Below are 25,470 nucleotides of genomic sequence, written 5' to 3' on the forward strand. Positions count from 1 at the left end.
CAAAATCACACCATAAACATCATTGTTTCCATTTTAGGGATATCTGGCTGACTGCATGCCTGATCATTCGACGGTTTTCCAAGAACCGGCATGGCCGGTTCCGTGAGAGCGAATTGTTGCGGCATCTGTTCGAGACAACTGTCGCCCACTGCATCGCTGAAGATTTGGTCAGCGGCGGGCATCGATCCGGCAGATGCGCCCCGCGCCGTGCGTGAGTATCTAGACACACTGGATGAAGCTGCGTTTGGCGCCGCCAGCGAGAGAAAAAATCATCAGGAACAGAGCCTAACGAAGCATGCACACCCATATGCCATCGTCGTCGAAAACCTACAGATGCATGTCCAAAGTCAATCGTTTTTCAGTGTACGGCACCTCAGTGCATTGGTCTTCCAACCTTTCTCACAAGTGTTCGGCATGATGACTGGAATGTTGATCAATCCCGAACAATGGGCCCAAAACGGAAACATCTGTGATTGCCCATGCATGGAATGGAGCACTGCCTAAACTTTACTCAACGTGAAAATCATTGAAATATAACCACTTAAAAACTTCCTGACCTCTGTCATTCAATTTTTATGCAAAAACAAAATTAAAGCTGTTAAACTTTTGGTGGGGGAAATTACAAAGAACCATCGCCCATTTGTGTTATGCGCCAGTTTTAGGCGCGAATTTAATAGTGACAACGAGGTCTGAGCAGACTGTTGTAAGTGTTTGGGGTTATTTTGTTTATGACATCTCATGTAAAAGAATTCGCTGCGGCCGAAACGGCGTCCGCCGAGCGGCTTCGTCATCACAGCATCGCGACACAGCCTTCAAGATTCTATCGGGATCGCATCAAGCGTTTGTTTGACGTTGTTTTGGTTGTCCTGGTGGCACCGTTTGCTGTGCCTTTAGTGACCGTCTTCGCGCTTATTATCGTGATGACCGGGAGGTCGCCGTTTTTTCGCCAGCGTCGGATCGGCAAAGATGGCACAATCTTTGAAATGCTGAAGATCCGCACCATGGAGCCCAATGCGAAAGAGAGGCTGGCGGCCCATCTGGCCGCTGATCCCAAAGCCCGGGCCGAATGGAACAGCACACAGAAACTGAAGAATGACCCTCGCATCACACCGATCGGGAAATTCCTGCGCAGATCGTCTCTCGACGAGTTGCCCCAACTGTGGAACGTCCTGCGCGGAGATATGTCCATCGTCGGCCCCCGCCCCATGATGGAAGATCAGAAGCCCCTGTATCCCGGAAAGGCCTATTACGCCATGCGCCCGGGCATTACCGGGTCGTGGCAGGTTTCTGATCGCAACGAGACAACTTTTGCCGCGCGGGCCCGGTTTGACGAAAACTATTATGACAGTCTGACGCTCAAAACTGACCTGTCGATTCTTGTAAAGACTGTGGGCGTTGTTCTACGCTGTTCGGGTTACTGACACGAACCGACAACACAGGGTTCCTGCATCTGGGGCTGGAAGACCAATAACATGCTGAGAAACAGCTTACTGAGGCTTACCCTGATCATCGGGGTTGGCCTTCTCCCTGCCTGCGACACGGCGGAAGAGCGCGCCGAAAAACACTTTCAAACCGCACTGGAACATCTGGAAAACGGCGATATCGAACGGGCAACCATCGAGTTTCGCAATGTTTTCAAGCTGAACGGTACCCACAAAGAGGCACGTCTGACCTTTGCCCGGATGCAGCGCGAACGCGGTGCTATCCCCGAAGCCTACGGCCAATATCTGCGTTTGGTCGAGCAATACCCCGACAATCTGGAAGGCCGGCAAGCCCTGGCAGAGATGGCGTTGGAGAGTGCCGACTGGGACGAAGTCGAACGTCATGGCCGTGCCGCCGCCGAACTCGATCCGAACGACCTGCAGGTCCGTTCGGTATTGGCAGCGCTAGATTACCGAACCGCAAATCAAACTCAGGACAGCGCCGCACAGGTTGCCGCGTTTGAGACCGCGCAGGCTCTTCTGGTCGAGAACCCCGATCTGGTCAGCGCACATCAGGTCGTCATAGACAAGCTTATCCTGGACCAGGACTGGCTGGCTGCGCGGGACGCGCTCGACGCGGCACTGCGCACCTCTCCCGAGCGTGAAACCCTCTATACGATGCGCCTAGCCGTACTTGACGAGATGGACGATAAGGCCGGTATCGAAGCGCAGCTGCTGGAGATGACCGATCGGTTTCCCGACGATCTCAACGTCGATTCGCTGCTGGTGAACTGGTACTTGTCTAACGAGAATTTCGCAGCGGCCGAGGCCTATCTGCGAGCCCAGGTTGCGCCCGATGCCGACAGTCCCGATGAGCTCATCCGTCTGATCCGGTTCCTCAATGACTTCCGCAGCCCTGAGGCCGCGCTGGCCGAACTGGATGCTGCGCTGGCCACGCCTGGTCCGCACGATACCGCTTATCGTTCGCTTCGAGCCGTGTTCACTTATGAAAACGGTGATGCCGATGCTGCCATTGCCGAATTGCAAGACATCCTTGCAAGCGCCGATCCCTCAGCTGAGACGGACAACATCAAAACCACTCTTGCCCGGATGCTGACAGCAACCGGCAGTGCCGAGCAGGCAAAAGCACTGGTCGAAGAGGTCATCGCCTCGGACGCGCGCCACGTGGGGGCCACCAAGCTCAAGGCTCGCTGGCTAATCGATGAAGACAGCACCGGCGAAGCCATCGCATTGCTGCGTGCAACTTTAGGGGAAAGCCCGCGTGATGCGCAATTGATGACGCTTTTGGCTGCTGCGCATGAGCGCGAGGGAAACCGTGATCTTATGGCCGAAATGCTGTCGCTGGCGGTTGAAGCCTCGGGCGCTGCCCCGGCAGAATCCCTGCAGTATGCCGCGTTCCTGGCCAGCAACGAACAGCGTCTGAACGCGGAATCCGTTCTGATCGACGCACTACGGGCGCGGCCGGACAATATCGAACTGCTGGCGAGCCTTGGAGCATTGTATATCGACTTGCAAGACTGGGGGCGAGCCCAGGGCATCATCAATCGACTTGATGATTTCGGCGCAGACACAGCCGGTATCACAAACAACCTCGCGGCGCGGATGCTGGCGGGACAGGGCAACGAAGAGGCGCTGCTGTCCTTTCTGGAGACCCTGTCGCAGGACCAGACCTTCGGTCAGGCGGCCGAGATTGGCCTGATCCGGTCTTATATCGGCCGAGGTGATATAGACACGGCCCTGACCCGGATTGACAGCGCCTTGCAAGAGGCCCCAGGCGATCCGGCCCTGCGGTTTGTAAGGGGATCGATCCTGGCCATTCAAAATCACCCAAAAGAGGCTGAAATCGCCTATCGGGCGCTTTTGGAGGACCTGCCCGAAACCGAGCAGGTCTGGCTGGCGCTCTACCGTTTGAAAACCCTTCAGGGCGACCTGGACGGAGCCGCTCAAATCCTATCTGAAGGTCTGGACACCCTGCCCGGCAACCTCAATCTGCGATGGGCCCAAGCCGGATCACTGGAACAACGCGGCGACATTGAAGGTGCTATTGGAATTTACGAAGAGCTCTACGCCGAAAACAGCCATCTACCACTTTTTGCCAATAACCTGGCCAGCCTTCTATCGACATACCGAGACGATGCTGAAAGTCTGGAGCGCGCATTTACCATCGCGCGCCGTCTGCGTGGCACAGACATACCTGCTTTTCAGGACACCTATGGCTGGATCGCCTATCGCCGGGGCGATTTCGACGATGCGTTGATCCACATGGAACCGGCGGCACAAGGCTTATCCAACGATCCAATGGTGCAATATCATCTGGGTGCCACATATGCTGCGTTGAACCGAAGTACTGAAGCACTGGAAGCGTTCCAGGCCGCCATTGCACTGGATCCCCCTGCCCCATTGTTGGAAACCGTGACGGCTGCGATCGAAGGTTTGACAGCAGATTCGGAAACAGTTTCGACAACCAGCGCAGATAATTGAATTCCAAGGGGCATTCCGGTCACAACTGCGGGCTATGACTCTACCAGGTCTTACAGACCGCTTGGATACGCGCTAACCTGCTCACTCAACATAAGCATTTATGAGGACCAGCTATGCTCAGGGTTCTGTTCGGATTTTTTGCCATAATGCTCTTTGCGGTCTCAGCGCAGGCGCAAAGCAATTACCGGATCAAATCGGGCGATACGCTCAATATTGAAGTGCTGGAAGACAGCAGCCTCAACCGCAATACGCTGGTCTTGCCCGACGGGTCGATCAGCTTTCCGCTTGCGGGCAGTATTTCGGCCGGCGGACGTACTGTCGATCAGGTTAAAACTGATCTGACCAATGCGCTGGCATCCAATTTTGCCGCTCCTCCGACTGTGTTTGTCTCGGTTGGCGCGATCGCCCTGCCAGCGCCGGCTGTGGCCAGTGCACCAGCAACACAGGAGATTTATGTCACCGGCGAAATTGCCAGCCCCGGAAAGCTGGAGGCTACACCAGGTACAACCATCCTTCATGCTATCGCGCAGGCTGGGGGGCTAACCCGTTTCGCGGCAGACAAGCGCATCCAGCTACGGCGAGGTGATCAGGTTTTTCTATACAATTACCGCACAAATGGCGGTGGCATTCCCGGCAGTACGGTCCTGGCCCCGGGCGACGTTATCGTTGTGCCGCAGCGCAAACTGTTCGAGTAAGGTAACGCCGAAGTAAATCTGCTATCCGGAAAATCCGCGCCGCCATTCCTGGCGGCGTTTCCATATCTCGGACCACACCTGCGCATTGTCTCCACCCGGGCACAGCACTAAGAAAGCCAACCGTCGGGTCAGAGGCCAGAACCCAAACAGAGCCTTCGCCAGTGGTCTTTGCCAACCAGGGATGTGGCGGCTAATCAGTTCGTTCTTGGCCTGCAAGAGACGCACCATCTTATCGCTGCGGACCTTCTCGGAAGCTCCACCATAGTGCACGATCACAGCATCAGGGGTCATACGCGGCGCAGCTCCGAGGGTTTGGGTCGCCCGCAAACATAGGTCGGCCTCTTCACCGTACATGAAAAATGTCAGATCAAACCCGCCCAGCGATTGCCAGTCTTCCCGCCGTATCAATAGAAAACAGCCCGTAACGATATCCACCGGGCGTTCAGCACTGCGATCCCACCCACCATAAGCCTCTGAATTGAAAACCGGGCTACTCGGGAAAATACCGGTCAGCCCGAAGGTGCGGCAAAAGATATTCCACAGGCTCATTCTACGCCAGCAAGAGGTCGGGTTGAGGCTACGATCGCCATACAGCGTGCGCCCTCCCCAGACCCGTGCATCAGGTCGGACTTCGGCAAAGGCGACCAACTTGTCTATGGCCCCGTCCAACACAACGGTGTCCGGGTTGAGCAGCAGAATGTACTCCCCATTCGCCCGTTCAGCGGCAATATTGTTGGCTTTTGCAAAACCATGATTTTCCCCTTCAGCCAGAAGAGTGATATCGGGAAATTCACGGGCAATTGCTTCGGCAGATCCGTCGGTTGAGGTGTTATCCACCACGATTAGCTCATACGGCACATGAGTTTCAGCCTGAACCGAACGCAGACATTCCAGCGTCATTTCGCGGGTGTTGTAGCTGACAACGATAATGGAAACTTTGGGCGCGGATGCTGACACGAAACTCTTCCACAAATTAAAACTTAAAACGGATCATACACTCTCAGTGTTATGGTCAGCCCGCTGCTTCAACGCAAGCTCTGGGACCGTGATGTTTCGCGCGCGAAACACTTCAGGCCTGTGTCGCCAACCACGTTTTCAGCCGCGCGTGCAGATCATCGGTCATCCCGGTCAGTGTCAGGGACTTACCATTGGCAGAGCGGGTCAGGGTGACCGATCCAATCGTTTCGCCGGAACTAGTTGGCGCATCAGAACCCTTATTTAGAGCCTGTTTTTTACCAACCCCAACCTGCGATAGGCGGCTCAGCAATGCCGTTTCAGCCTCAGCCGTATCCGGTTGTGCCTTATCCAGCTCCCTGGCAATGCGCGCACCCAATGCAGGATTTTCTTTCAGTGCTTTCGAAAGGCTCAGCCCAAGCCGTTCCGGGATCGCTGCCGCAAAACGCAGATGGTTGTCCAATGCGTGATAAATGACAATGAACGAACCGATCTTGGATCGTTTCGCTCGACTGACCGATGCGAACAACCTTCGCAACGCTAAGGCCTCATCCGGATAGACCCCCTGCTCTGCTGCACGGGCCGCGATCCGGGCCCGTTCGTAATAGGACAGCCCGACGCGGATCTCATTTTCTTCGACCATCGCCAGATAGGCGTCTGAGGCGCTCTCGGGCCGTCTGAGCAACGCTTGTACCGTGGCAAAGCGCTCTTCTCCTGTTTCCGCGTGGAGAGCCTTCAGCGCGGTCAGGCGGCGCCAGCCGGAAATCAGGCCGAACCGCCCCTCGGCCAGCTTCACCACTTCGATCGGAGTCTGCTGGCCACGCGCACGCAGGCTTTCGACCAGAGCAGCCATCTCATCCCCGTCCACCAGAATGCGGTCACGTACCAGATGGGTTTCCTCAATTGCGTCCAGAGGCACCTGCTGCACCAATCGGCCCTCCGCACGGGCGGAGCGAATTTCGGTGCTCAGATCATCCACCGCAGCCTGTAAGGCCGTATCTCCAGCGACCTGCGCAATCGGTGGAGCCGATTGAACCGTTGGAAACATGGAATTTGTCTCGGGTGCTGCGCCCGTGGCACCAGCAGGCAGAAAATCGGTACGAGCCGGGGTTAGCCGTTTGCGTTTTGCCATCTCAGGTTTCTCCTTGTCCGGCTGTCATAGACTCTGTTGCGCGCCGTTCGGTTACCACTGCGTGCGGTCTTCCGAGCGACCCAGACGGAAGACAGACATGTTTCGCGTGCGAAACATTACACGGGCAGGGCAGGGGTCTCATGGCACGGGTTCCGGCTGCTGTTCGGCCTGCGAGGCCAGTTCCTCGCGCCGCCAGACGCCCACAACCAGCCGTTTGAAGGCCGCATAGGTTTCGTCAAAGGTCTCGCGCCCCCGTGCATAGGTTTCACGGTTGAAATCCCGGTAGTCGGCCTCATAGATACCGTTCACCTGCTCACCCGCCTGACCGATCAGCGCCGTGAATTCCTGCCGGTGGGGCGACAGAGCGCTACCCAGATACGATTGCATCAGCCCCGCCAGTTCGGCCTGCTGAGTGCCGTCATACCGGGTGATCACCGTACGCACCGCATCCCATTCAAAGGCCATCTCTTCGCGCCCCAATGCACGCGCGGCCATGTTTTCCCCTTCTTCGATTGACTGAAAGGTGGAATGCAGCATGTCGAAGAACCGACCCGTGGAATCAAATTCCAGAAACGAGGCACCCATGGGCACCAGCAGAATATCCGCCGCCGACAAGCCATTGATCGTCAGATACCCAAGCGCGGGCGGGGTATCGATGAAGATCAGGTCATAGTCGTTAAGGATGCCATCCGCCTCAAGCGTCTCGGTCAAGGCGTCCCACAGTTTCCAGCCGCGCGCCTGCATCCGCCAGACAGGGATCTGGAATTCGGCCCAGTACAGGTTCAGCTGCGCTCCGATCAGGTCGATATTGGGCCAGTGGGTTTTCTGGATCAGACCATCGGCACGGGTTTCCAATGCCTCCATCAGCGTGTCGTCGATGGGGTGGGGGGCTTCTCCGCGATCCAGCCGACCCTGGTTTTCCCGCCGCAGATATGCGGCGTAGTGACGGGCCAGCAGGGGGAATACAGTTTGCCATTCGTCGGTGACCTTACCGCCAAAGATCGATGTCATCGAGCCCTGACTATCCAGGTCGATCACAAGCACTTTGTAGCCATCCAGCGCCGCTGACATGGCCAGATGGGCACAAGTCGACGTCTTGCCCACGCCGCCTTTGAAATTGGCGACCGAAACCAACTTGGCGGGGACCCCCTCGGGACGATAGGGGCGGTATTCTTTCGCCTTCGATCCCTCTGAAGCAAAATGGGCTCTCAGCCGCAGCACCTCATCCAGTGTGAACCATTTGGCGCCACCTTCGGTTTCGGACCGGCCCTGCGGCAAATCTGGGTTAGCACGCAGCACCCGGCGGAAGTGAGGAGCTGCAACCGGGATCAGATAGCGAGTGATTTCCCAGGTCGAAAACAGACGAAGCTGCCGCGCCTCGCCATCCTCCAAGCCTCGGCTGGACAGGTCTTCGCGACCAAGCGAGCAAGCGCTGGCGATCGCCGAAAAACTGGCTGTTGTAGAAGGTTCGCCCAGTTCGGAAAGCGCTGTATCGGGATCAATATTGAAATACGGCGGAAGCCTGTCTTTCGATGATGTGGCCATGTTTGTTCTGCTCGATGTGCTGTCTTTTTCTCAGTGTAGCACAAAACACAGCATGCGGAAGAACTTTGAACATCCAGCTTCAATTTTCTAAGAAATACAAGGGGCTACAACCATGCTAACTGGGGCTTCAGATTGTCAGCTCAAAATTTTTTTAGTTAGAATATGGTTATATATTAGTTACAGGCTTCGATGCTGTCACTTAAAGCTTTGAAAACCAACAACTCTGAGAGCTTTTTTCGAGGCTTGGTGAATCTGATCCCACGATAAAGCGACTCTGATCCCACGTTGGACCGACTCTGATCCCACGATCCGATGCTTTACCCGACCTGTGGATAACTCTAGGGTGAGCGTCAATAAAACCACGATAAAAGATTCGGGTAGATCAGGGGCAGAAACATGGGCTGGAGCGCTTCAGTTCTGATTGATTTTTCATGAGCAGCGATGTGATTGCCGGGGCAGGGGGGCTGCTGCCGGAACGGCATCCAACGGCTGATTTTTTTGTGTGCGACATCTTCGATGCGTTGCCCAAGACCGACATGGGATCAATGGAGCACCCGATGTTCTCGCTGTCCACCCGGCCCGATCGGCGCATCCTGAACTACGAGCACAACGGGGTGGAAATCACTGTCACGCCTTCGGTGCGGGGGCTGGCGACGATCCATGACAAGGATATTCTGATCTTTTGCATCAGCCAGCTGATGGCGGCGATAAATGCCGGAAAACAGGTCAGCCGGGTGCTCCATCTGAAGGCGCATGATTTGCTGGTGGCCACCAACCGCGAAACATCGGGGGATGGCTACAAACGGCTGCGCGAGGCGTTCGAGCGTCTGGCCGGCACCCGCATCACCACCAACATGGTGACTGGCGGGGTCGAGACGACCACGGGCTTCGGTCTGATCGAAAGTTGGGAGATCGTGCGCCACACGCGGGCAGGGCGGATGGTCAGTGTTTCGGTGAAACTGTCGGATTGGCTATTCCGGGCGGTGCTGGCGAAATCGGTCCTGACGCTGAGCCGCGATTACTTCCGCCTGCGCAAACCGCTTGAGCGGCGCATCTATGAACTGGCCCGCAAACATTGCGGCCGTCAGCCGGACTGGCGGGTCTCGGTCGAGACGCTGCTCAAAAAATCGGGGTCGGCTTCCCCGCGCCGGGTGTTTCGCAAGATGCTGCGCGACATGATCGCCGCAGACCATCTGCCCGACTACGTGTTAACCGAAGAACCGGGCGATATCATCCGCGTGTCGCGTCGCGCTGTGGTAATCGAGACAGGCGACGGCCTGCCCCTGAAACCCGAAACCCTTGAAGCCGCGCGCGCTTTGGCGCCTGGCTGGGATGTCTACGCGCTGGAGGCCGAATGGCAGGGATTTTGGGCCAGCTCCGGTCGCAAGGCGCTGCGCAGCCCGGACAAGGCGTTTCTAGGCTGGATCAAAAAGCGGGTGGGGTAGACAACAAGTAGGTGGGCTTTACGCAACATTTGTATCCCCACGATTGAGAATCGGGTGCTCCGAAACCCTCTCTCAAATGTGCACAATGGCACATTTTTCCTTAAATTGTTCACAAACCTTTAAAAAGAGCAGTCATAACATCTTAATGAATCCTTAATCTTATAGGTAAGCCTCTCTGAAATGTGGTTTTTTTGTGTCGATTTGCGAAGTATTGTTAGCACGCCAAAGTCGTTTCTGTTAGAATTAGGTGGAAAAAATTACACAGATTAACAAGTTTTTGAGGGGTTCCGATGAATAGAGTTCTCGCAATTGCGTCTCTTGTCATGACAATGGCCGCAGGTGCTCAAGCCGCTACCGTGAACCTCTGGCACGGCGTGGATCTTAACGATATTAACAGCCCGGAAGGCACTGCCACATTCCACGTTGATGGAGTTCAGGGCCACGTTACCGCCGGTAATAATCGTAGTTCTACTCCTAAAATTTCCGTAGCCTGGGACGGTATTGGGGTGAAATCGGGTTATTTTAACAACCCGGATTTGGACGGCAAATATAATGAATGGTTAGAGTTCTCGTTTGAAAAGGCGGTCCGTTTGATCTCGGTCACGTTTGCGTCTGTCGATCACAACGACGATTGGGACGTCTATGTAGATAATTCACAAATCGCAGATGACAGTTCGCAGAATCCTTTCAAATTCTACGGAAAGATTGCTTCGTCCTTCCGGATTCTTGCTGACCACGCTTACTGTTTAGGTTATTGCGGTGACAACTTTGTCATTAAGAAGTTCGAATTCGAGCATGCACCGGCACCTGTGCCGCTGCCCGCAACCGGCCTTCTGCTGATCGGTGGACTGGCAGGACTTGGCTTCATGCGTCGGCGTAAGCAGCAATCAGTCTGAACGCAATAACAGCACAGTTCGAAGCGGTGGCAACCTGCCACCGTTTTTTTTGGTTAAAGTGGGTTTTGCTGCGCTACCAAAGCGTAGAAACAGGGGCTTTCCTGTATGTCATTTCAGGCAGGTGTAATGGTGTGAAAATTTGTAACACAGGCACCTTATCCTGCCATGTTGTCAAAGCTTGAACTTATGTAGCCGCGCAATTCCTGATTTGTCCTTCTATTCCGGTTGATGGCGTATTTTTCGAAGGCCTTATCAGGGGTTCTGTTATCGAGGTATTTGCACCTCGCTTGTGAATCTACCGGGCTTCACCTTGAATTCCGATAATATTGATTATGTTAAAAATTGAGATTATACTTACACTACCGTAAATTGAACCACTACCGACTGGCGTCGGTAGGATCGGCGATATGGTTTTCGAGATATTGCAAGACAATGTCCTCCGTGATTGCGCCGTTTGTGGTAGGAAATAGGCCCTGCCCCAGAACCGGCGCTCCCAATAGTGCCTACGCGGCGCGGGGAATTTCTTTTGGACTTCGTGTGACGAACGGCCCTTCATCTTGCGCACTAGATAGAAGACCGCGATCTTCGGCGGCACCGGCATGAAGATGTGCACGCGGTCGCTCGACAAAACCTCGCGTATGATGTCGATCTCGATCTCGCGAAAGACTTGGCGGATGATGTCACGCACCCGCAGTGTTTGCCGGTGTCATGCTGGAAGTCGGAGGTTTTTCTCCAATGCGTGGAGAAAAAAACGGACCGGAAACATTGTGATTTCCGGCCCGTTTGAGATGCGTCTGCTTTGTGTACCTCTTATACTATGAGGTCCACGTCCTGAGGTGTGTATACTTGGTCAAAGATAGCAACATCCGAGATTGTGCCGTCAAAGGCATATGTCACTGCATCATCGCCGGTGTCACTGGCCCAACCAAGTCCACCGACCTGCAGATACTCAGCATTGTCGGTCCAATCCATGGTCAGGGCTTGGGTTCCGAGTAGCTCATCGTTCAGATACACACCGACTTGACCCTCTTCGAAATAGGCGGTGACTTTGTATTCTTGGTTCGCTTTGATGTTACCAGCCTTGAAGATGGCATCCTTTTCGCCGTCCTGGAAACGGACGTATAGGGTTCCCTTGTGAATCCAGGCCGAGAAATGGTCGCCACCACCTTCGTATTGGGACGCGTCTTTCGACATAAGCCCCTGACGCCCACTGACGCTGTCGGCATTAAAGCTGAAGGAAATGGTGCCTTCGCTGAGTTCGTAAGCCGACGTATGTTCGACATTGACTATATCTTTGGTGAACCCAAAAAATTCGTTGTCACCGTCCATACTGAAGACCGAGTCTGCATAAGCAGGCGGCACATCCACGGTTGGTGATTCCTGATCATTGCCGGTCGAAGGTCCTTCTCCGGCCATGATTGCATCCATCTCGCCAGGGGTTTTCAGTCCTTCGACAAACACAACATCCGAGATAGTTCCATCAAAGGTATGTTTGAACCCAGCCTCACCTGCATCAGAAGCCCAGCCATTGCCGCCGATCTGCAGGTATTCGCTATTCTGCGACCAGTCCATATCTGTAGAGGTTGCCCCGGCAATAGATCCGTTCAGCCAAACGGTTGCCCCGCCTTCGCCAACTGCTACTTGTACGTCATAATCGGTGTTGGCTTTGACACCGTTGATCTGGATTGTTTCACTGCTCTCACCGTCTTGGAAGCGAATGTAGAGGCTTCCTTGTTTGATGTAGCTTGTGAAATGATGGCCATCGCCAACAGCGTCCTTGGAGACCAGTCCTTTCGTCTGTGACACTGTGTCTGCATTGAACGAAAACGCGAGCGTTCCAGACGATACTTCCAAGTCTTTGGAGTGGGCAACTTCCAACACATCTCCAGACTTAGAAACTTCCAAGTCGCCAGTCATCGCAAACACAGCGCCATCAACTGGTTCAATTGCAGCACCGTTGTTGGCATCGCCAGATCCATCCGAAGTTCCGCTGTCCGGCTCCGAAGTTCCGCTGTCCGGATCCGGGGTGGGTTCGGGGGTCGGGTACGGGTTTGCATCGCTACCGGAGCCGCCTGTTCCGGAAAGCAGTTCGTTCAGCCGGTTGATAGCGCCGTGGGTTTCAGCAAGGCTGCCTTCGACCGGGCGCAAATCCTCAAGCGTGATACCTTTGGAGGTATGCGCATTCACGAACAAGTCGGAGTAATGGAAGTCCTCGTTGGGTTCCTTGTGCTGCGTCACGATATTGGTGCCGGAAAGCTGGCCATTTTTGACAGAGTAAATGTTGTACTCTTTGGTCACGTCGCCCGAGGCCGAAATCGTCGTTACTGGTTTGCTATCGTTCAGCGCATTAATCAGCGTATTATAACGGATGACAATATTTTCACCACCTTCGTGGACGGAGATCCCGTTACCCATCGTGGTATAGATGATGTTATCCTCAATCTGCAGGTTGTTGTGCCCGCCCTTGCCGCCGAAGAAAATGCCCTGCATGTCAAAGCGGTTCTGCAGAAGCAACACGTTGCCGGTAATCTCCAGGTTACTCGACGCCCCGCCCTGAAACTGCATGAAGTCCGCATGCGTATCATCTTCTGGGTAGAAATGGGTTGGGCCGGTATTGTTTTTGATCAGGCCTCCATCCACGCTGGAAAATTTAAACCCGTCGGAGCCGAGATAGTTGAGTGTGTTTTCAACAAGCGCAAAATCTTTTGTGCCGTAGTTGCCAATACCAACGGCCACATGGTGGATGTCGTTGTTTTCAATGTTTATGTTATGGCTGCCGTCCCGAACCTCGATTCCAAAACTCACGTCGAAGATCGGAGTTCCGGGCGATGTGATGGGGCCGTTGATTTCCGAATTGAGAACGTCGATATGGTGACTGTCGTTGATGCCAATCACCTGCCCGCCAGAGCTCTTGGAAGCATGAATACCATCGAAGCGCAGGTAGCTGGAGTTTGCGATTTCAATCCCAGAGAAGTTCGCGCCTTGGTTCCCATCGGCAGAGGCGATGGTGACGTAGTCGCTGAAGTTCATACCACTCAGATCGATCGACCCGTAGTTGCCGGATTTTAGCAGAATTGTTTCACCACCCGACGCATTTTTTAGTGCCGAGAGCAATTCCGTTTTATTTGATACGTAAACTTCTGTCATGTTAGTTTCCCGTTTTCCTGATTGAAGCTGCCATCCCCAAGCAAGGTCTCCAGCGCTGAGTGGGCGCGTATAAGAATTTCCTTGCAGCTTTCAGGCCGCCTGTATTCCGTTACATCGGTTCAGTCACACAGAAACACGCCCAAAAACATGTAATGCCGATGGGCGAACCACTCAGTAAGTAGGTAAGATGATCGAGGGCACGGCCTACCTCTCAGGCCGATTCCTGTTCCTCTGATACTGCTCTCACCCCCAATGCTCACTTTTTCGCATAGCAATAGGACAAAACTGCGGCAATTCAGGTTCGATTTAGTGCAAGGATTTAGGCGGCGAGTTGCCCACGGCTACGCTATGGGAAGAGTTTTTCTGCCAATTTTCCGTGTGGCTGGCATCTGTGATCCAATTGAATGTATGATTTCTAAGGGAACTTGGATTTTTTGTGCAGAACAAATTCATTAATTTTAGGCGGGGAATTTATATGCTATGCAAGCTAACAGGAGTTTTCGAAATACCGCTGGTTGAGACATATTTAGATATGAGTTGAAGTTCACATGTTTCGTGACCCGAAGATACCAAACCTGTTCGTGATCGGTGTTCCAAAAGCTGGCACAACTTCGGTGTTGCGTTGGCTGGGTGACCATCCACAGATAGGCAGGAGTTACGAAAATGAGTTGCGGTTCCTCATGGACGCAGACGATCCGCTGTGCCGTAAGGACGGGTACACAACTGAGGGCCTTGCCGGGTATTCGCGCTTCTTCAGGTATGATTTAGATCAGGAACAGATCAAGTATCTTCTCGATGTCTCGCCACAATATTACTATCAAAAAACCGCACAATCTGTAATTGCAGGTATTCCGGACAGTAAGGTTATCTTTATCCTGCGCCGACCATCGGCTCGAATCTATTCACTCTATAACTACGCTATAAACAATAAGGTCGCTCTCGACGCGGATATGCAATTTTCTGATTTCGTTGGTGAAATCAGGCGGGCTGAAAAGTCTGACGTGCTGCGCAACAGGCCAATGCTGCAATATGCAATCGATCATAGCAGGTACGAGAACTATGTACGGCAGTGGCAATCGATCGTTGGCCCAGAGCGTCTCAATGTGTATCTTTTTGAGGATATTGTCACTGATCCGGCCGCCTCGTTGTGCAATATAGTACGCACGCTTGGGCTGGATGCGTCATTCTACGATAATTATAGCTTTCCAGTTCAGAATGAAAGTTTTGCCCTCCGGCATCGCGGCCTTCATAAACTGCTGCACCGATCCCGAAAAAAACTTCCCGGCTGGGTCCGTCGGTCTCTGAAACCAGCCTACCTTTATTTCAATACCCGCAAGCCAGTCCGGAAAATGTCACCAAATGACCGACTGCTTTTGTCTGAACTGGATGCGGAATTCCAAGAATCCGAAATGAACCTCGCGAGAGTTTTGGGTCGCTCCAAACCGCTCTGGCCGCAAACCGGCGAATCCAGTCAGTGATGCTCTGCAGTGGCTGAAAGTGTGAGTAAGAGACGGGTATTGAGCTATTTGGGTGATCTGTTTTCCGAGGATTGCTCATTCAGAGCGAAAGCTTGCGCGATTTGGTTTGATCACCAGCAAAATTTCCCTGGTTTGTAGAAAATAGCCGTTATTGCCAGTCCGAAGTGCTGCGATAAAAGGGAATATCAAAGAGCTCCAGCATGCGGCGTGCTAAATTCCGCGTTTCCTCAGGGAGATCGGTTCTCCATGCATCAATCCGAGAACCGACTATGCGCGAAGTAGAGTAGCTACCCTTTGCATCTTTGGAGGTAGTGGCCAAGATACGAGCCTCCACGTCTTCATTCCATCCTAAATTTAAAGCGCTATATATCTTTTTCATCTCCTCTACAGGGGTAAGCGCTATATTTTCATAGTGTACCAAATGCCAGTCTCGGTGACGTGCCTTCGCATCCAGATACACACGGGTACGGATAGCCCATGCCACGATTGAAGCATCCACGACCGAATTTACGTGGCTCAATGCACTCGAAATCATATCATTATATTTGCTCATGAGGATAGGATTGCCGGCCAGCAGTCCGAGCCGTGTCACTTCACTTGGACCCTGATGCAATTTTCTGACGGATTCCACGTAGGCACCGGGATGACGCATTATCACGAGAACTTCTGGAAACCATGTTTTGTAGACCCACTCCGTTGAAGCAAAGGATGCGACTTCCTTCACAATAATTCTGGGGGATTTCGTTGCCCGGCTGGGGTAATCGGTCAGTGAAAATCCACAGCCGCGCCAAAAGTGACCGCGGAAAGCTCGGGAGAGTGTACGTTCAAAAAAAATATCTTGGCCATTTTCAGGCACGATTTTAGACCAAACCTGTTCGCTGGAATCGGGATCCATACCATTTCGGCGCGGATGACAAGGTTCACGATAATAAAGAACGTTGGGGGCAAACCCCAGCATTTCCCCAATCCATGAAGTTCCTGAACGGCCATTCCCGGTGACAAAAACGGGGCGACCCGCCACGGGTGGGAGGGTTAAATTTCCCAGCGCATAAGGAATATCGGAAATTTTCTGTCTTAGAGTAAACATGACCTTTCCACTCACTATGTATCCAATCGGTTCGATGTGTTGATCAGCCCTGTCTGAACGCAGTTCGATTGCCAGCGATGTACCTGCCCCGCAAATATCGCAAATATGCCAGGGAGTACTTATGCAATCTTTGTTTTTGAATGAGAGAACCTCTTGGAAAGAAGCAGGGTTTCAGATTTCCCGGGAGGCGAAACTGCAAGCGCCATTTATCACGGCCATCACCTGTGGATCGTTCATCAAGCCCTTCGCTGCATCCTGATGCATTTCCGGCGATGGATAGTATAGGTTTTCTGACCAGGGCTTGCTGGCAAGATCTGGTCGGTCATTCGCCGGATTGACTGTGATCCGGTTGTGCGTGAACCGGCTGAATAGCGGTTGAGGACTACCGGCTGACGTGATGACTTCGGTATATGCGGCGACTTCTGGCCTGAGTTGTGCCAGCATCTTCGGCGTAACCATATGAGGAAACTCTCCGAATAATTGCGAGTGAGTTGCATATCGTTCCTGATAGCCGGGCGTGCGTTTTGAAAACCATAGCAGGAAAATGGGCACTTCGATTCGGGCGATGAGATCAAGGCTGGATTTAACCCATGCATCCCGAAGATTCTTCACGATGGAACGGGCACGGGGTTGGGCAACCAGATTGGCTAACTTGCGCCGCACTCGAAATGGTAGCGGTAAGTTGCGGATTGCATCTGGGCCGCGCAGCATTTCGGCAAACGCCGCGCCCGCGCCCATGCACCGCCCTCCGCGGCGAAGCCGGACATATTCCAAGCCATCGCATTCATAGAGCATGTTGCTTTGACTGCGTGCCGACATGACCTGCATGATTACGAAACGTGCACGATTCAGATACGGCAGTAACCTGTCCTGCTTGAGGAAAAACTCGGGTCCGGCCCCGCCATAACCCAAGTTCAGAGCCGGCAGTCCGATCTCTCGCGCCACCAAATCAGGATAAGTCTCTTCGCAGAAACACCCCAATGTCTGCGCGGCACCGATACAGGCAAAATATTCGCCTCCATTAAATACCGCATCCGGAAAAGGACCTCGGAATTGCAACCCTGTTTCCGGCAGTACACCCATATGGTAGTCGACGACCTCGTAGTCTCGGGCTTGATATCCTGATAGGTGAATATTCTGCTGCTCTTGCGTTTTTAAAGGCAATGTCTGATCGGTTCCCCTGAGTGAATCCACTGAATTTTAATAGCGCGATGCTTGAAGCTAGCAGGTGAGATGATGAGGGCGCAACGGCGAAGGTTGCCAGATCACCGCCTGTCGAGAGCGAAGGCCTTGAAAGCCCAGTAGGTTCACTTCTTAGCGATTATGTTGAGCCCAAAACTCTTTCACTATTCAGATCTTCCCCACATGTGCTGCTGTCAGGAAGCCATGGAACTTTACGCTGCAAAAGTTCTGACAATAATTCCCAGTCTTTAAAAAAGAGAGGCTCGATTTCGACACGCTGGGCCGGATCAAGCGGTGGTACAGGCTTGCTGTTCCAACGATTAAGCCGCCGCATGACAGGCAACGTGAAATTTCGGAGTGGCCGAGATAAAAGCTTTTGCCGAAAGCTACTCGGCCAGTTGAGTTGACGGTCCAGCCAGAGGTTGCGTGGCAGGACGCTGACCATACCGCGGCGGCTCATGTCTGGGGTGAAATCGGGATCTACGCCGATATGCCGATAGATATCGTATATGACTGCCTGCGGGTTGGTTGTGAAATCATCATAAAAATGCACTTGTATCTGATCGCGCGGGAACAGATCGAACCAGCGCTTCAGTTGCGGTCCGTACTGGCTGAGTCGCCTATAGTGCCAGTCCCAGCCCCAACCGGCAGCCACGCGCTTGTCTTCAGCGTCCAGCGCAGCTCGCAGCTCAAGCGGTTCAAGCTGCTTCTGACGGTTCATGTTGTAATGCGAATAAAGGCGAGCAACCGGTTCGCGTAAAATGGCGATGATGCGTGTGTCGGGCTGCATGTTGTGCACTCGGACCGGGGCATCGGGGAAATACAGGTAGCGCACCGATCCTTCACCCACGGCCTGGATCGCACCAGCCCCGTCAAACATCGCGGTGTAGTCAGCCAGATCGCTGCGAGACCAATTATAAAGCATCTGCCGCAGAATATGGGGCGGGGCCGGGCCGACCGGATTGTTCTGCTGCCCAGACAGGGCAAAAAAATTAGGCTCTTTTGAAGTTGGGACAAAAACGTCTGGATGTTGAGCCAGATAGGAGACCAGCGAGGTGGTGCCGCTTTTAGCCGCGCCAATCACAAGAAAATTGGGCAACGTCATGTCGGTGCTCCCAGCAGGGAATTGCAGACCGCAATGGCAGCAGCCTCCCAAGAATAGCCTGCCGAAACGGTTTCGAAACCCTTCTGCCCAAGGCTGGACCGAAATTCCGGGTCCTTAGTCAGCCGCAGGATAGCCGAAACAAATTCGGCGTCACTCTCTGCTATTAGGATGTTTTCCTTATGCCGGGCGGCGATCCCCTCGGCACCCTTGGCAGTGCTGACAATCGGGCATCCCGCGGCAAAAGCTTCGAGAATCTTAAGTCGGGTGCCGCTGCCGATCGTTATGGGCATGACTGCAATGCTTTGTTGCGCGAGATAGGGCAGGATGCTGTCAACCGCACCGGTGACCGTAACGGCCGGATCCCTGGCAGCAACCCGTTGCATTGCCGATGTTGGGTCGCGCCCTACAATCGCCAATTGTAAATCGGTTCCAGCTTGCCGTAGAGACGGCAAAATACTCTCCATCAACCTCAGTGCCGCAATTTCATTGGGCTCATAAGAATAGCTGCCAATATAGACCAACAATGGCGGTGCCGCGGTATCGGTGGCATTCCGTGTCTGCCGGACCGCCGCGTAGGCCTCTACATTGATTGCGTTGGGCACGACCACCACCGGGTTCTTCGGTCGGTAGAGTTGCTCTATCAGTTGCGCATCTACATCGCTGCAAGCCCAGACGTAAGTCGCGCTGTTCACAGCCGCAGCCTCGGCCTGCCGCAACTTTGTGTTGAACATGTACTGACGAAGCGCGGCCAGCCCCGGTTTGCGCGTTGCGTTAGTGTCGCCGATATCGGACCACAGCCGCGCTTCGACATTATGTGCATCGAACACGGTGCGAATCCCGGCGGCGCGCAAGGGGTTCACATAGGCGGACAACGATATCTCTTCGACAAGTGCAAGATCATAGTTTTCCGAAGAAAGGGTTCGGAGCCGCCTATTCAGGGCTGCATCGGTATAGCGGAGAACTTTGTGATATGGTCCGGGCATTAGCCAGCGACCGGGGATGCGAAAGGTTGGTGGGGGCGCGTATTGTCCGATCTCAGTAGTGCCGCGAACCGGTTCGGTGTCAGGAAAATTACCGGATGGATCGACTGTGATCACGTCAACTGGCCCCAGCCTTGCAAGTGCGGCCATGTTTTGTGTGTTGCGCAGTGCGGCGCCGCCATCCAAACGACCCGAACCCCACCGGCTGATAACAAGACTGCGCATTACACTACCCGTCTAAATTGTCGCAGGCGGCCAGCCCTTGCCGCATAATACGCGGATGGTCCGAACATGCGATTATGGTATTTTCACATGTGATATTTCCAATGCTTCGGCAAAAAATCCAGACAAGACTTGTCTCTGAGACGCTTTTGCAGAGATGTGATAACCTGAGACACACATGTGTCAGAACCCTATCTTACGCCGCACCGTCTTCACAGCCCTCGCGGCCAGCGCCCGATCTTCGGAATTCAGGCAGCCCGCGCAAAGCACCGTCACATAGACAATGGCCGAGACGATGCACCCGATGCCGAACCGAACCCAAGAGTTGACCTCAACGATTTCCGAAAACGCCCAGCAACCTCCGAGCGCCGCCAGAAACGGAACCAGTCCCGGCAGAAGGGTTTTTTTCAAGAACACCACCTGCGAACCCTTCACAAGCCGTAGTCCCATCGGCCAGATCAGCACCAATTGCACCAGAATGAACCCGCCGGACAACCCATAGGCCGCTCCTATCGCCCCCATGCCGAGCTCGACGATGAAGACATACATGCCAATGAGTGCGGCTATCGATAGCGCCACTGAGGTGATGTTGTAAGCCCTGATCCGACCGATCGCATAGGCGATCTGATAGAACATCGCACTTGCCCAGTTGAACGGGTACAGCAGAAACAGCGTGATCATCACCGGTGCAGCCAGCGCATAGGTGGAGCCCACATAAAGCTCAATCAATTGTGCGGCGTAGATGATGAATGGCGGGGTCAGAAATAGCGCGCCCCAAAGGTAATAGCGTCCACCCCGATAGTAGAATGCCTGCATTGGACCCTCACCTTCGGTGGCGAAGATTGTTGTCAGCTCCGGTGTTGCCGGGCCGCCTGCAGCCTGTATCAGCCTGCGGATTTGCTGATTGGGCAGATTTCCAAGGTGGAATGAAGCGACATCAAGTGCTGTAGAATACCGGTTCAGAAACAATGCAGGCGCTGCCCGTTGGGCAAACTGATTGAAACCCTGTACCGATGTCCAGAGCGAGAACCCCAGAATCCGCCTCACTGTTGCCAAGGACACATGAGACCGGCGAAACCGCGCGGCCGGAAGAATGCGCCATGTATAACCTATGCGAACGCTGATATTGGCAAGCGTGGCAGCGCTGGCGGCCACCGTGACCCACAGTGCCTGGGTGCTGACACCCAAAAGCAAGATGAAAAGCAGTGCGACCCTGAGCCCCTCAGTACCGAGGTTGACAAGGTTCAGCACCACAAAACGCATCTTCACATAAAGTCCGGCGCACAAAGGTGTGGTGAAGATGCCCAAAGCCAATGCCAGGATCAGCAGCGCGAACATAATCCGCGCCTCCCAGACATATTCGGGGGCGACGTTGATCACCTGATCAATCCGCCAGACCACAACCATTCCGGCCGCGCAAAGCGCCAGCGCGACAGTGCCAAGAACCGGCAGCATCGAAGAGACAATGCGCGTTACTTCGTCATCATCTCCGCGGGCGTCAGCTTCGACCATGAAACGGGAAAGCCCGCGCGTGAAAATGATCCTGAAAAACTCTGCAAAGATCATGAGAGATGCCAATACCGGGATCAGCGCGTACTCTTCAGGTGATATACGGCGCAGCAGATACTGATTGACCCAAACAAGCCCAGTGATCGAAATCAGAATGGTCAAAACCGAACTTGCGGCATTGACCACAAACCGCGCGGCCGGACGTTGGCGGCTCTTTCCTGAACTCATCGCGACCGCCTGTTCTCTGGTTGTTGGGTTCGCTTAATATCGATTTTGATATCGGTTCGGGCGACGGGTCTCAATGTCGCCCAGGCACTTGGCTATGTAGAATTTCACACAACGTGACAGGAAAAGCGCAACGCCCCAACCGTCGACGCAATTGGCCTGAACAATACCATGGAATCAGGTTAAAATACTGCTTCTGCTATTCAAGATTTTTATTGTTCGGGGGCCTTCCTGCAATGGATGCAATTAGGAGTATTCGAGTTTGTACAAAGACACTTGGCAATATGGCCCTACCCGGCAGGTCGGCGGGCAAGGTCTATGCCATTGGGTTTAACAAGACCGGGACGACTTCTTTGCATGATATATTCACGGACCTAGGCTATCACTCATTTCACGGGACGATCTGGCGACGTACCCGGTTCCCTCTGATCCATTTCTTCTACGATGCGTTCTGCGATGGGGTGCCGGATGATTTTCGCAGGCTTGACCGTTTGTTTCCGGACTCCAAGTTTATCCTTCAGGTACGCAATCTGGATGAATGGATCGACAGCAGGTTGGAGCACATAAATCGCCTGCCGCGAAAAGATGGTCGCGGGCGGAGCGCCGATTGGACAGCAACCGACGACTCGGTAAAATCCTGGGTTCAAAAGCGCGAAGTCTACCACGCGGATGTGCTCCGCTATTTCGCCAAACGGCCCGACGATTTCCTGCTGGTCAATTATATCCGTGATCAGGATGCTGCGACACGCATCGCCGCATTTCTGGGTAGGCCAGCTCTGGCAGAAAAGCCGCATTCAAACAAAAACCCGAACGCAACCGGGCGAACCTTGCGCAACTCCGACACCATTGTGCGCTGCCTGAATGCCATGGGAATTCCGGAATCCGAGTGGCGCAATGATCTTCTTTGCCCTTCGCTTGGAGGTGCATCGCATAACCTGCCAAGCGACACTGCAGCGATGTAAGCGGCTATAATTTCAACGCGCCTGATTCAGGAGTGATCTGAAAAACGCTTCCGCTGCCTTGCCGGCAGATTCGGGTGCAAACTGTGACAAGTCCGGTAAACCTGATTGTGCGGTGCTGTAAAATTCGAGCGTGTCAGGCGTGAGATCCTCATCGTAAAGGCGCATCCAGCCCGGATCCAGTACTTCATTCAGGGCGCTTGCGAATGGAGTTGCGGGTGTCAGCACCGGTCGTGCCGCCGAAAGCGCATGTATGATCGAGCCCGAATGCAGATATGTTCGTAGTGGCGCCACAACGACGTCGCAGACACCGAGTGCGGTGCGAAACTCCTCAGCGGGCAGGTCCTTGAGTCGCAGTGTGATCCGCGGGTCACCAGCTGCTGCTTTTTCAAGCTGATTTGCCAGTTCCTGACTACTGGGACGGCCTGCAATATAAAGACGCAAATCAGGGTCGCTGGTCGCGGTGAAAACGGTGGCCAAATTTTCGACCCCTTTGTAGGGTCGAATTTGCCCGCAATACCCCATGACCCGGATATTCGGTCCCCAGCCAAGTGCAGCGCGGGCCGCGCTTCTTGCTCCGGCATCCAGCACCGCGTCTGAATAGGCCGGATGCCAGATGTGGGCGGCTGGTTTATCAGCCATAGCCGGAATCGCGGACCGCACTGTGTCGATAGTACCCGGTGACAGGGTTAAAAACCCATCCACCCTCTGCCCCAGTGCCGAAATGAACGGTTTCCAGGTCATACGTGGAAGGGTGCGGGCATCGTGAGGAAAGGTATTGTGGACCAGCCAGACCACTTTGGTCGCGCGTCTTCGTCGGCCGATATTGGCGATCAGCCGTGTCATCTTTGACAGGACTTGCCAGCGCGAACTGCTTTCCCAAAAGACCCTCTCGGCCCAGTGTAACAGCAGGATGTCAGCCTCGGCCTCGGCGACATCTTCAACATGTTTGCAGCTTTTGACAGAGATGTCGTTTGCCGCAAGACCATCAAGGAAGATTGTAATGAATGCGTTGTGTGACGCCCCGTATCCGGGCCAGCTCGCAATCGTTAACTTGTTCATGTGCGCTCCATAACAGGATTGCAAGCGTGAAGTACCGCTACTATCAGTGCCGCCTTAACCAGATTGCGTGAGCCCGCTCTGAACCTCGGTTGAGAGCAGGCTACTGATGACAAAGTTTTGCGCGTGCTGGCTTTCCTGCGTCTCTGGTTAGATATTAAACGGGTCATCATCTACGGTAATGGTCACCAGAGCCTGATCGGTCTCATTGAGGTCATCAAAAATCTCATAGATGAATTGATCCCAGTCAAAGAAATCAGGATCCGGCGTATAGGTGAATGTCCCGTCGGAATTCAACACCAGCGTACCATTGTCGACGTCGTCAACCGGCGTTGTGTTCACGGTCAGCGGATCGCCGTCCGGGTCACTGTCCACACCGTTGCCGTTATCGACCAAAACATTACCGTTTAGAAGCCCAGCCTCGCTAACCGAGAACGCATCATCTGCAGCGGTGGGTGGTGTGTTGTTGGGGTCTGAGATGTATTTCGTTTGCAGGAAGTCCTCGACCTGCTGACGTTCGGTCTCATCCAGCGCACGGTCGTAGATCAGCACGGCGGCGATGTTCATCTCGCCCTCGGCGGCCCCCTTGATATGGGCCCCCAGCACCAGCTTGGTCAGGGTGGTGTTGAACGTATGCGTGTCAGTGTCGATCAAAGCCCCGTCGAGATACTGCGACAGGACATCGTCGCTCAAAACAACCGACTGCACCGCCCAACTCGGCGACAGGCCCTCGGTGCCGCTGTCATAATCGTTGGCGCCGCCCCAGCCCTGGACCGCGTAATTGCCCGTCGAGCCGTCGGCCACAACTCCGAAAGCCTGGTTGCTCGCGCTGGAACCATAGACCACCCCGGAAGACCGCCCGTTCGGCTCCACATAATCAACCACAAAGAAGATCGTCCGGTCCGCATCGCCCGTGGGCAACCCATTCAACGTGTCAGTCGCGTTGACGCGTTCCAGCAGATCGCCGACGCCGTCAAACGTGATCGCCGCCTCGCCAGTCGGCGTCGCATTTTCCACCAGTTGCGGATCGCCCTGTGCCAGCAGATCATTGCCGCGACCGGACCCGTCCAGCCAGCCAGTTACGGTGTTGCCTGTGCCAAGGCTGACATTCTGCCCCGCTTCAAAGGCCGCAACCATGCCCGCCGTCACCGGAATACCTTGGGGGGCACCAACCGTAACCGTTACCGTGGCGCTGTCGCCCCCGGTTACCTCATAGGTAAAGCTGTCATCCCCTGTGAACCCGGCATTGGGCGTGTAGTCAAAACTGCCATCCGCATTGACCACCACCGACCCATTGGCCGGGCCAGTCAGCAGCGCGGCGGTGAAGGCGTCGCCTTCGGGGTCGCTGTCATTGGCCAGCAGTCCGTTCACCGCATCCACAGACAGCACCGTGCCCTCTGCTGTGGCATAGCTGTCATCCACAGCCTGGGCCGGATCGTCCACCGGTGTTCCAGTCAGGGTCACCGTCGCCTGATCCGTGCCGCCCCGACCATCGGAAACGTTGTAGATAAAGTTATCGACCCCGTCGAAATCCAGGTCCGGCGTATAGGTGAACGTCCCGTCCGCATTCAGCACCAGGCTGCCGTTCGACACGTCGCTGACCAGTTCCACACTCAGCGGATCGCCTTCCGGATCGCTGTCCACACCGCCGCCGTTCTCGGCCAGAACATCGCCGGAAACCGGCGTGTCCTCAATAAAGGCCACCGCATCATCTGCTGCGACCGGGGCTGTGTTGTTCGGATCGGATATATATTTCGTCTGCAGGAAGTCTTCGACCTGTTGGCGCTCACTCTCATCAAGCGCGCGGTCGTAGATCAGCACCGCCGCGATGTTCATCTCTCCTTCGGCGCCCCCCTTGATATGGGCCCCCAGCACCAGCTTGGTCAGGGTGGTGTTGAACGTATGCGTGTCAGTGTCGATCAAAGCC

At 54.3% G+C, this 25,470-nt stretch carries 18 protein-coding genes and 2 pseudogenes; 8 read left to right on the forward strand and 12 right to left on the reverse strand.

The annotated features are described in order from the left end of the window. Positions 1 to 43 precede the first annotated feature (43 nt). From AC2FGC_RS22145 to AC2FGC_RS22160, 4 genes and pseudogenes are all read left to right on the forward strand, one after another. Positions 44 to 261, forward strand: a pseudogene (locus AC2FGC_RS22145) (IS5/IS1182 family transposase); the annotation flags it as partial. A gap of 467 nt (positions 262 to 728) precedes the next feature. After that, complete coding sequence (locus AC2FGC_RS22150; RefSeq protein ID WP_496727220.1) at positions 729 to 1,421, forward strand: sugar transferase; 693 nt, start codon at positions 729 to 731, stop codon at positions 1,419 to 1,421. A gap of 51 nt (positions 1,422 to 1,472) precedes the next feature. After that, on the forward strand, positions 1,473 to 3,923 hold the full coding sequence (locus AC2FGC_RS22155; protein WP_496727221.1) for a tetratricopeptide repeat protein: 2,451 nt from the start codon (positions 1,473 to 1,475) through the stop codon (positions 3,921 to 3,923). A 113-nt stretch (positions 3,924 to 4,036) separates the two neighbouring features. After that, positions 4,037 to 4,618: a polysaccharide biosynthesis/export family protein gene (locus AC2FGC_RS22160; protein WP_496727222.1), complete on the forward strand. Its 582-nt coding sequence runs from the start codon at positions 4,037 to 4,039 to the stop codon at positions 4,616 to 4,618. A 21-nt stretch (positions 4,619 to 4,639) separates the two neighbouring features. On the opposite strand, the gene AC2FGC_RS22165 is transcribed toward AC2FGC_RS22160, so the two are convergent. The 3 genes from AC2FGC_RS22165 to AC2FGC_RS22175 all read right to left on the reverse strand — a co-directional run bounded on the left by AC2FGC_RS22165 (position 4,640) and on the right by AC2FGC_RS22175 (position 8,249). Beyond that, complete coding sequence (locus AC2FGC_RS22165; RefSeq protein ID WP_496783486.1) at positions 4,640 to 5,575, reverse strand: glycosyltransferase family 2 protein; 936 nt, start codon at positions 5,573 to 5,575, stop codon at positions 4,640 to 4,642. Positions 5,576 to 5,687: 112 nt separating this feature from the next. Further along, the gene (locus AC2FGC_RS22170; RefSeq protein ID WP_496727224.1) at positions 5,688 to 6,704 is read right to left on the reverse strand and encodes a ParB/RepB/Spo0J family partition protein; all 1,017 of its coding nucleotides are present in this window, start codon (positions 6,702 to 6,704) and stop codon (positions 5,688 to 5,690) included. A gap of 138 nt (positions 6,705 to 6,842) precedes the next feature. Further along, positions 6,843 to 8,249 carry an AAA family ATPase gene (locus AC2FGC_RS22175; RefSeq protein WP_496727225.1) on the reverse strand — a complete coding sequence of 469 codons (1,407 nt, stop codon included), beginning with the start codon at positions 8,247 to 8,249 and terminating at the stop codon, positions 6,843 to 6,845. A 431-nt stretch (positions 8,250 to 8,680) separates the two neighbouring features. Here AC2FGC_RS22175 and AC2FGC_RS22180 point away from each other — a divergent pair, with 431 nt between their 5' ends. Continuing rightward, positions 8,681 to 9,694 carry a replication initiator protein A gene (locus AC2FGC_RS22180; protein ID WP_496727226.1) on the forward strand — a complete coding sequence of 338 codons (1,014 nt, stop codon included), beginning with the start codon at positions 8,681 to 8,683 and terminating at the stop codon, positions 9,692 to 9,694. A 290-nt stretch (positions 9,695 to 9,984) separates the two neighbouring features. After that, positions 9,985 to 10,590: a VPLPA-CTERM sorting domain-containing protein gene (locus AC2FGC_RS22185; RefSeq protein WP_496727227.1), complete on the forward strand. Its 606-nt coding sequence runs from the start codon at positions 9,985 to 9,987 to the stop codon at positions 10,588 to 10,590. 377 nt (positions 10,591 to 10,967) lie between these two features. Here the strand turns inward: AC2FGC_RS22185 and tnpA are convergent. Both tnpA and AC2FGC_RS22195 read right to left on the reverse strand, forming a co-directional pair. Further along, positions 10,968 to 11,284: pseudogene (gene tnpA / locus AC2FGC_RS22190) on the reverse strand (IS200/IS605 family transposase); the annotation flags it as partial. 116 nt (positions 11,285 to 11,400) lie between these two features. Next, on the reverse strand, positions 11,401 to 13,737 hold the full coding sequence (locus AC2FGC_RS22195; protein WP_496727228.1) for a LamG-like jellyroll fold domain-containing protein: 2,337 nt from the start codon (positions 13,735 to 13,737) through the stop codon (positions 11,401 to 11,403). Between the two features lie 548 nt (positions 13,738 to 14,285). Here AC2FGC_RS22195 and AC2FGC_RS22200 point away from each other — a divergent pair. Then, the gene (locus tag AC2FGC_RS22200) at positions 14,286 to 15,215 is read left to right on the forward strand and encodes a sulfotransferase family protein (RefSeq protein WP_496727229.1); all 930 of its coding nucleotides are present in this window, start codon (positions 14,286 to 14,288) and stop codon (positions 15,213 to 15,215) included. 148 nt (positions 15,216 to 15,363) lie between these two features. Here AC2FGC_RS22200 and AC2FGC_RS22205 read toward each other — a convergent pair whose 3' ends face one another. The 5 genes from AC2FGC_RS22205 to AC2FGC_RS22225 form a co-directional block, all read right to left on the reverse strand. Next, positions 15,364 to 16,302, reverse strand: a complete 939-nt coding sequence (locus AC2FGC_RS22205) for a sulfotransferase (protein ID WP_496727230.1) — start codon at positions 16,300 to 16,302, stop codon at positions 15,364 to 15,366. A 171-nt stretch (positions 16,303 to 16,473) separates the two neighbouring features. After that, complete coding sequence (locus AC2FGC_RS22210; protein ID WP_496783488.1) at positions 16,474 to 17,466, reverse strand: DUF6473 family protein; 993 nt, start codon at positions 17,464 to 17,466, stop codon at positions 16,474 to 16,476. Positions 17,467 to 17,623: 157 nt separating this feature from the next. After that, on the reverse strand, positions 17,624 to 18,589 hold the full coding sequence (locus AC2FGC_RS22215) for a sulfotransferase family protein (protein WP_496727233.1): 966 nt from the start codon (positions 18,587 to 18,589) through the stop codon (positions 17,624 to 17,626). Continuing rightward, positions 18,586 to 19,794, reverse strand: a complete 1,209-nt coding sequence (locus AC2FGC_RS22220) for a glycosyltransferase family 4 protein (RefSeq protein ID WP_496727234.1) — start codon at positions 19,792 to 19,794, stop codon at positions 18,586 to 18,588. The genes AC2FGC_RS22215 and AC2FGC_RS22220 overlap by 4 nt, the downstream gene beginning before the upstream one ends. A gap of 180 nt (positions 19,795 to 19,974) precedes the next feature. After that, positions 19,975 to 21,528, reverse strand: coding sequence for a lipopolysaccharide biosynthesis protein (locus tag AC2FGC_RS22225; protein WP_496727235.1), 1,554 nt, complete (start codon positions 21,526 to 21,528; stop codon positions 19,975 to 19,977). Positions 21,529 to 21,878: 350 nt separating this feature from the next. Here AC2FGC_RS22225 and AC2FGC_RS22230 point away from each other — a divergent pair, with 350 nt between their 5' ends. Further along, entirely contained in the window at positions 21,879 to 22,487 is a 609-nt protein-coding gene (locus AC2FGC_RS22230; RefSeq protein WP_496727236.1) for a sulfotransferase, read from the forward strand. Between the two features lie 12 nt (positions 22,488 to 22,499). Here AC2FGC_RS22230 and AC2FGC_RS22235 read toward each other — a convergent pair whose 3' ends face one another. Next, entirely contained in the window at positions 22,500 to 23,546 is a 1,047-nt protein-coding gene (locus tag AC2FGC_RS22235; RefSeq protein ID WP_496727237.1) for a glycosyltransferase, read from the reverse strand. 147 nt (positions 23,547 to 23,693) lie between these two features. Then, the coding region (locus tag AC2FGC_RS22240; RefSeq protein ID WP_496783490.1) for a cadherin-like domain-containing protein at positions 23,694 to 25,470 on the reverse strand (1,777 nt) is incomplete at its 5' end.

The organism is Ruegeria sp. CDSC054 (genome assembly GCF_059610645.1).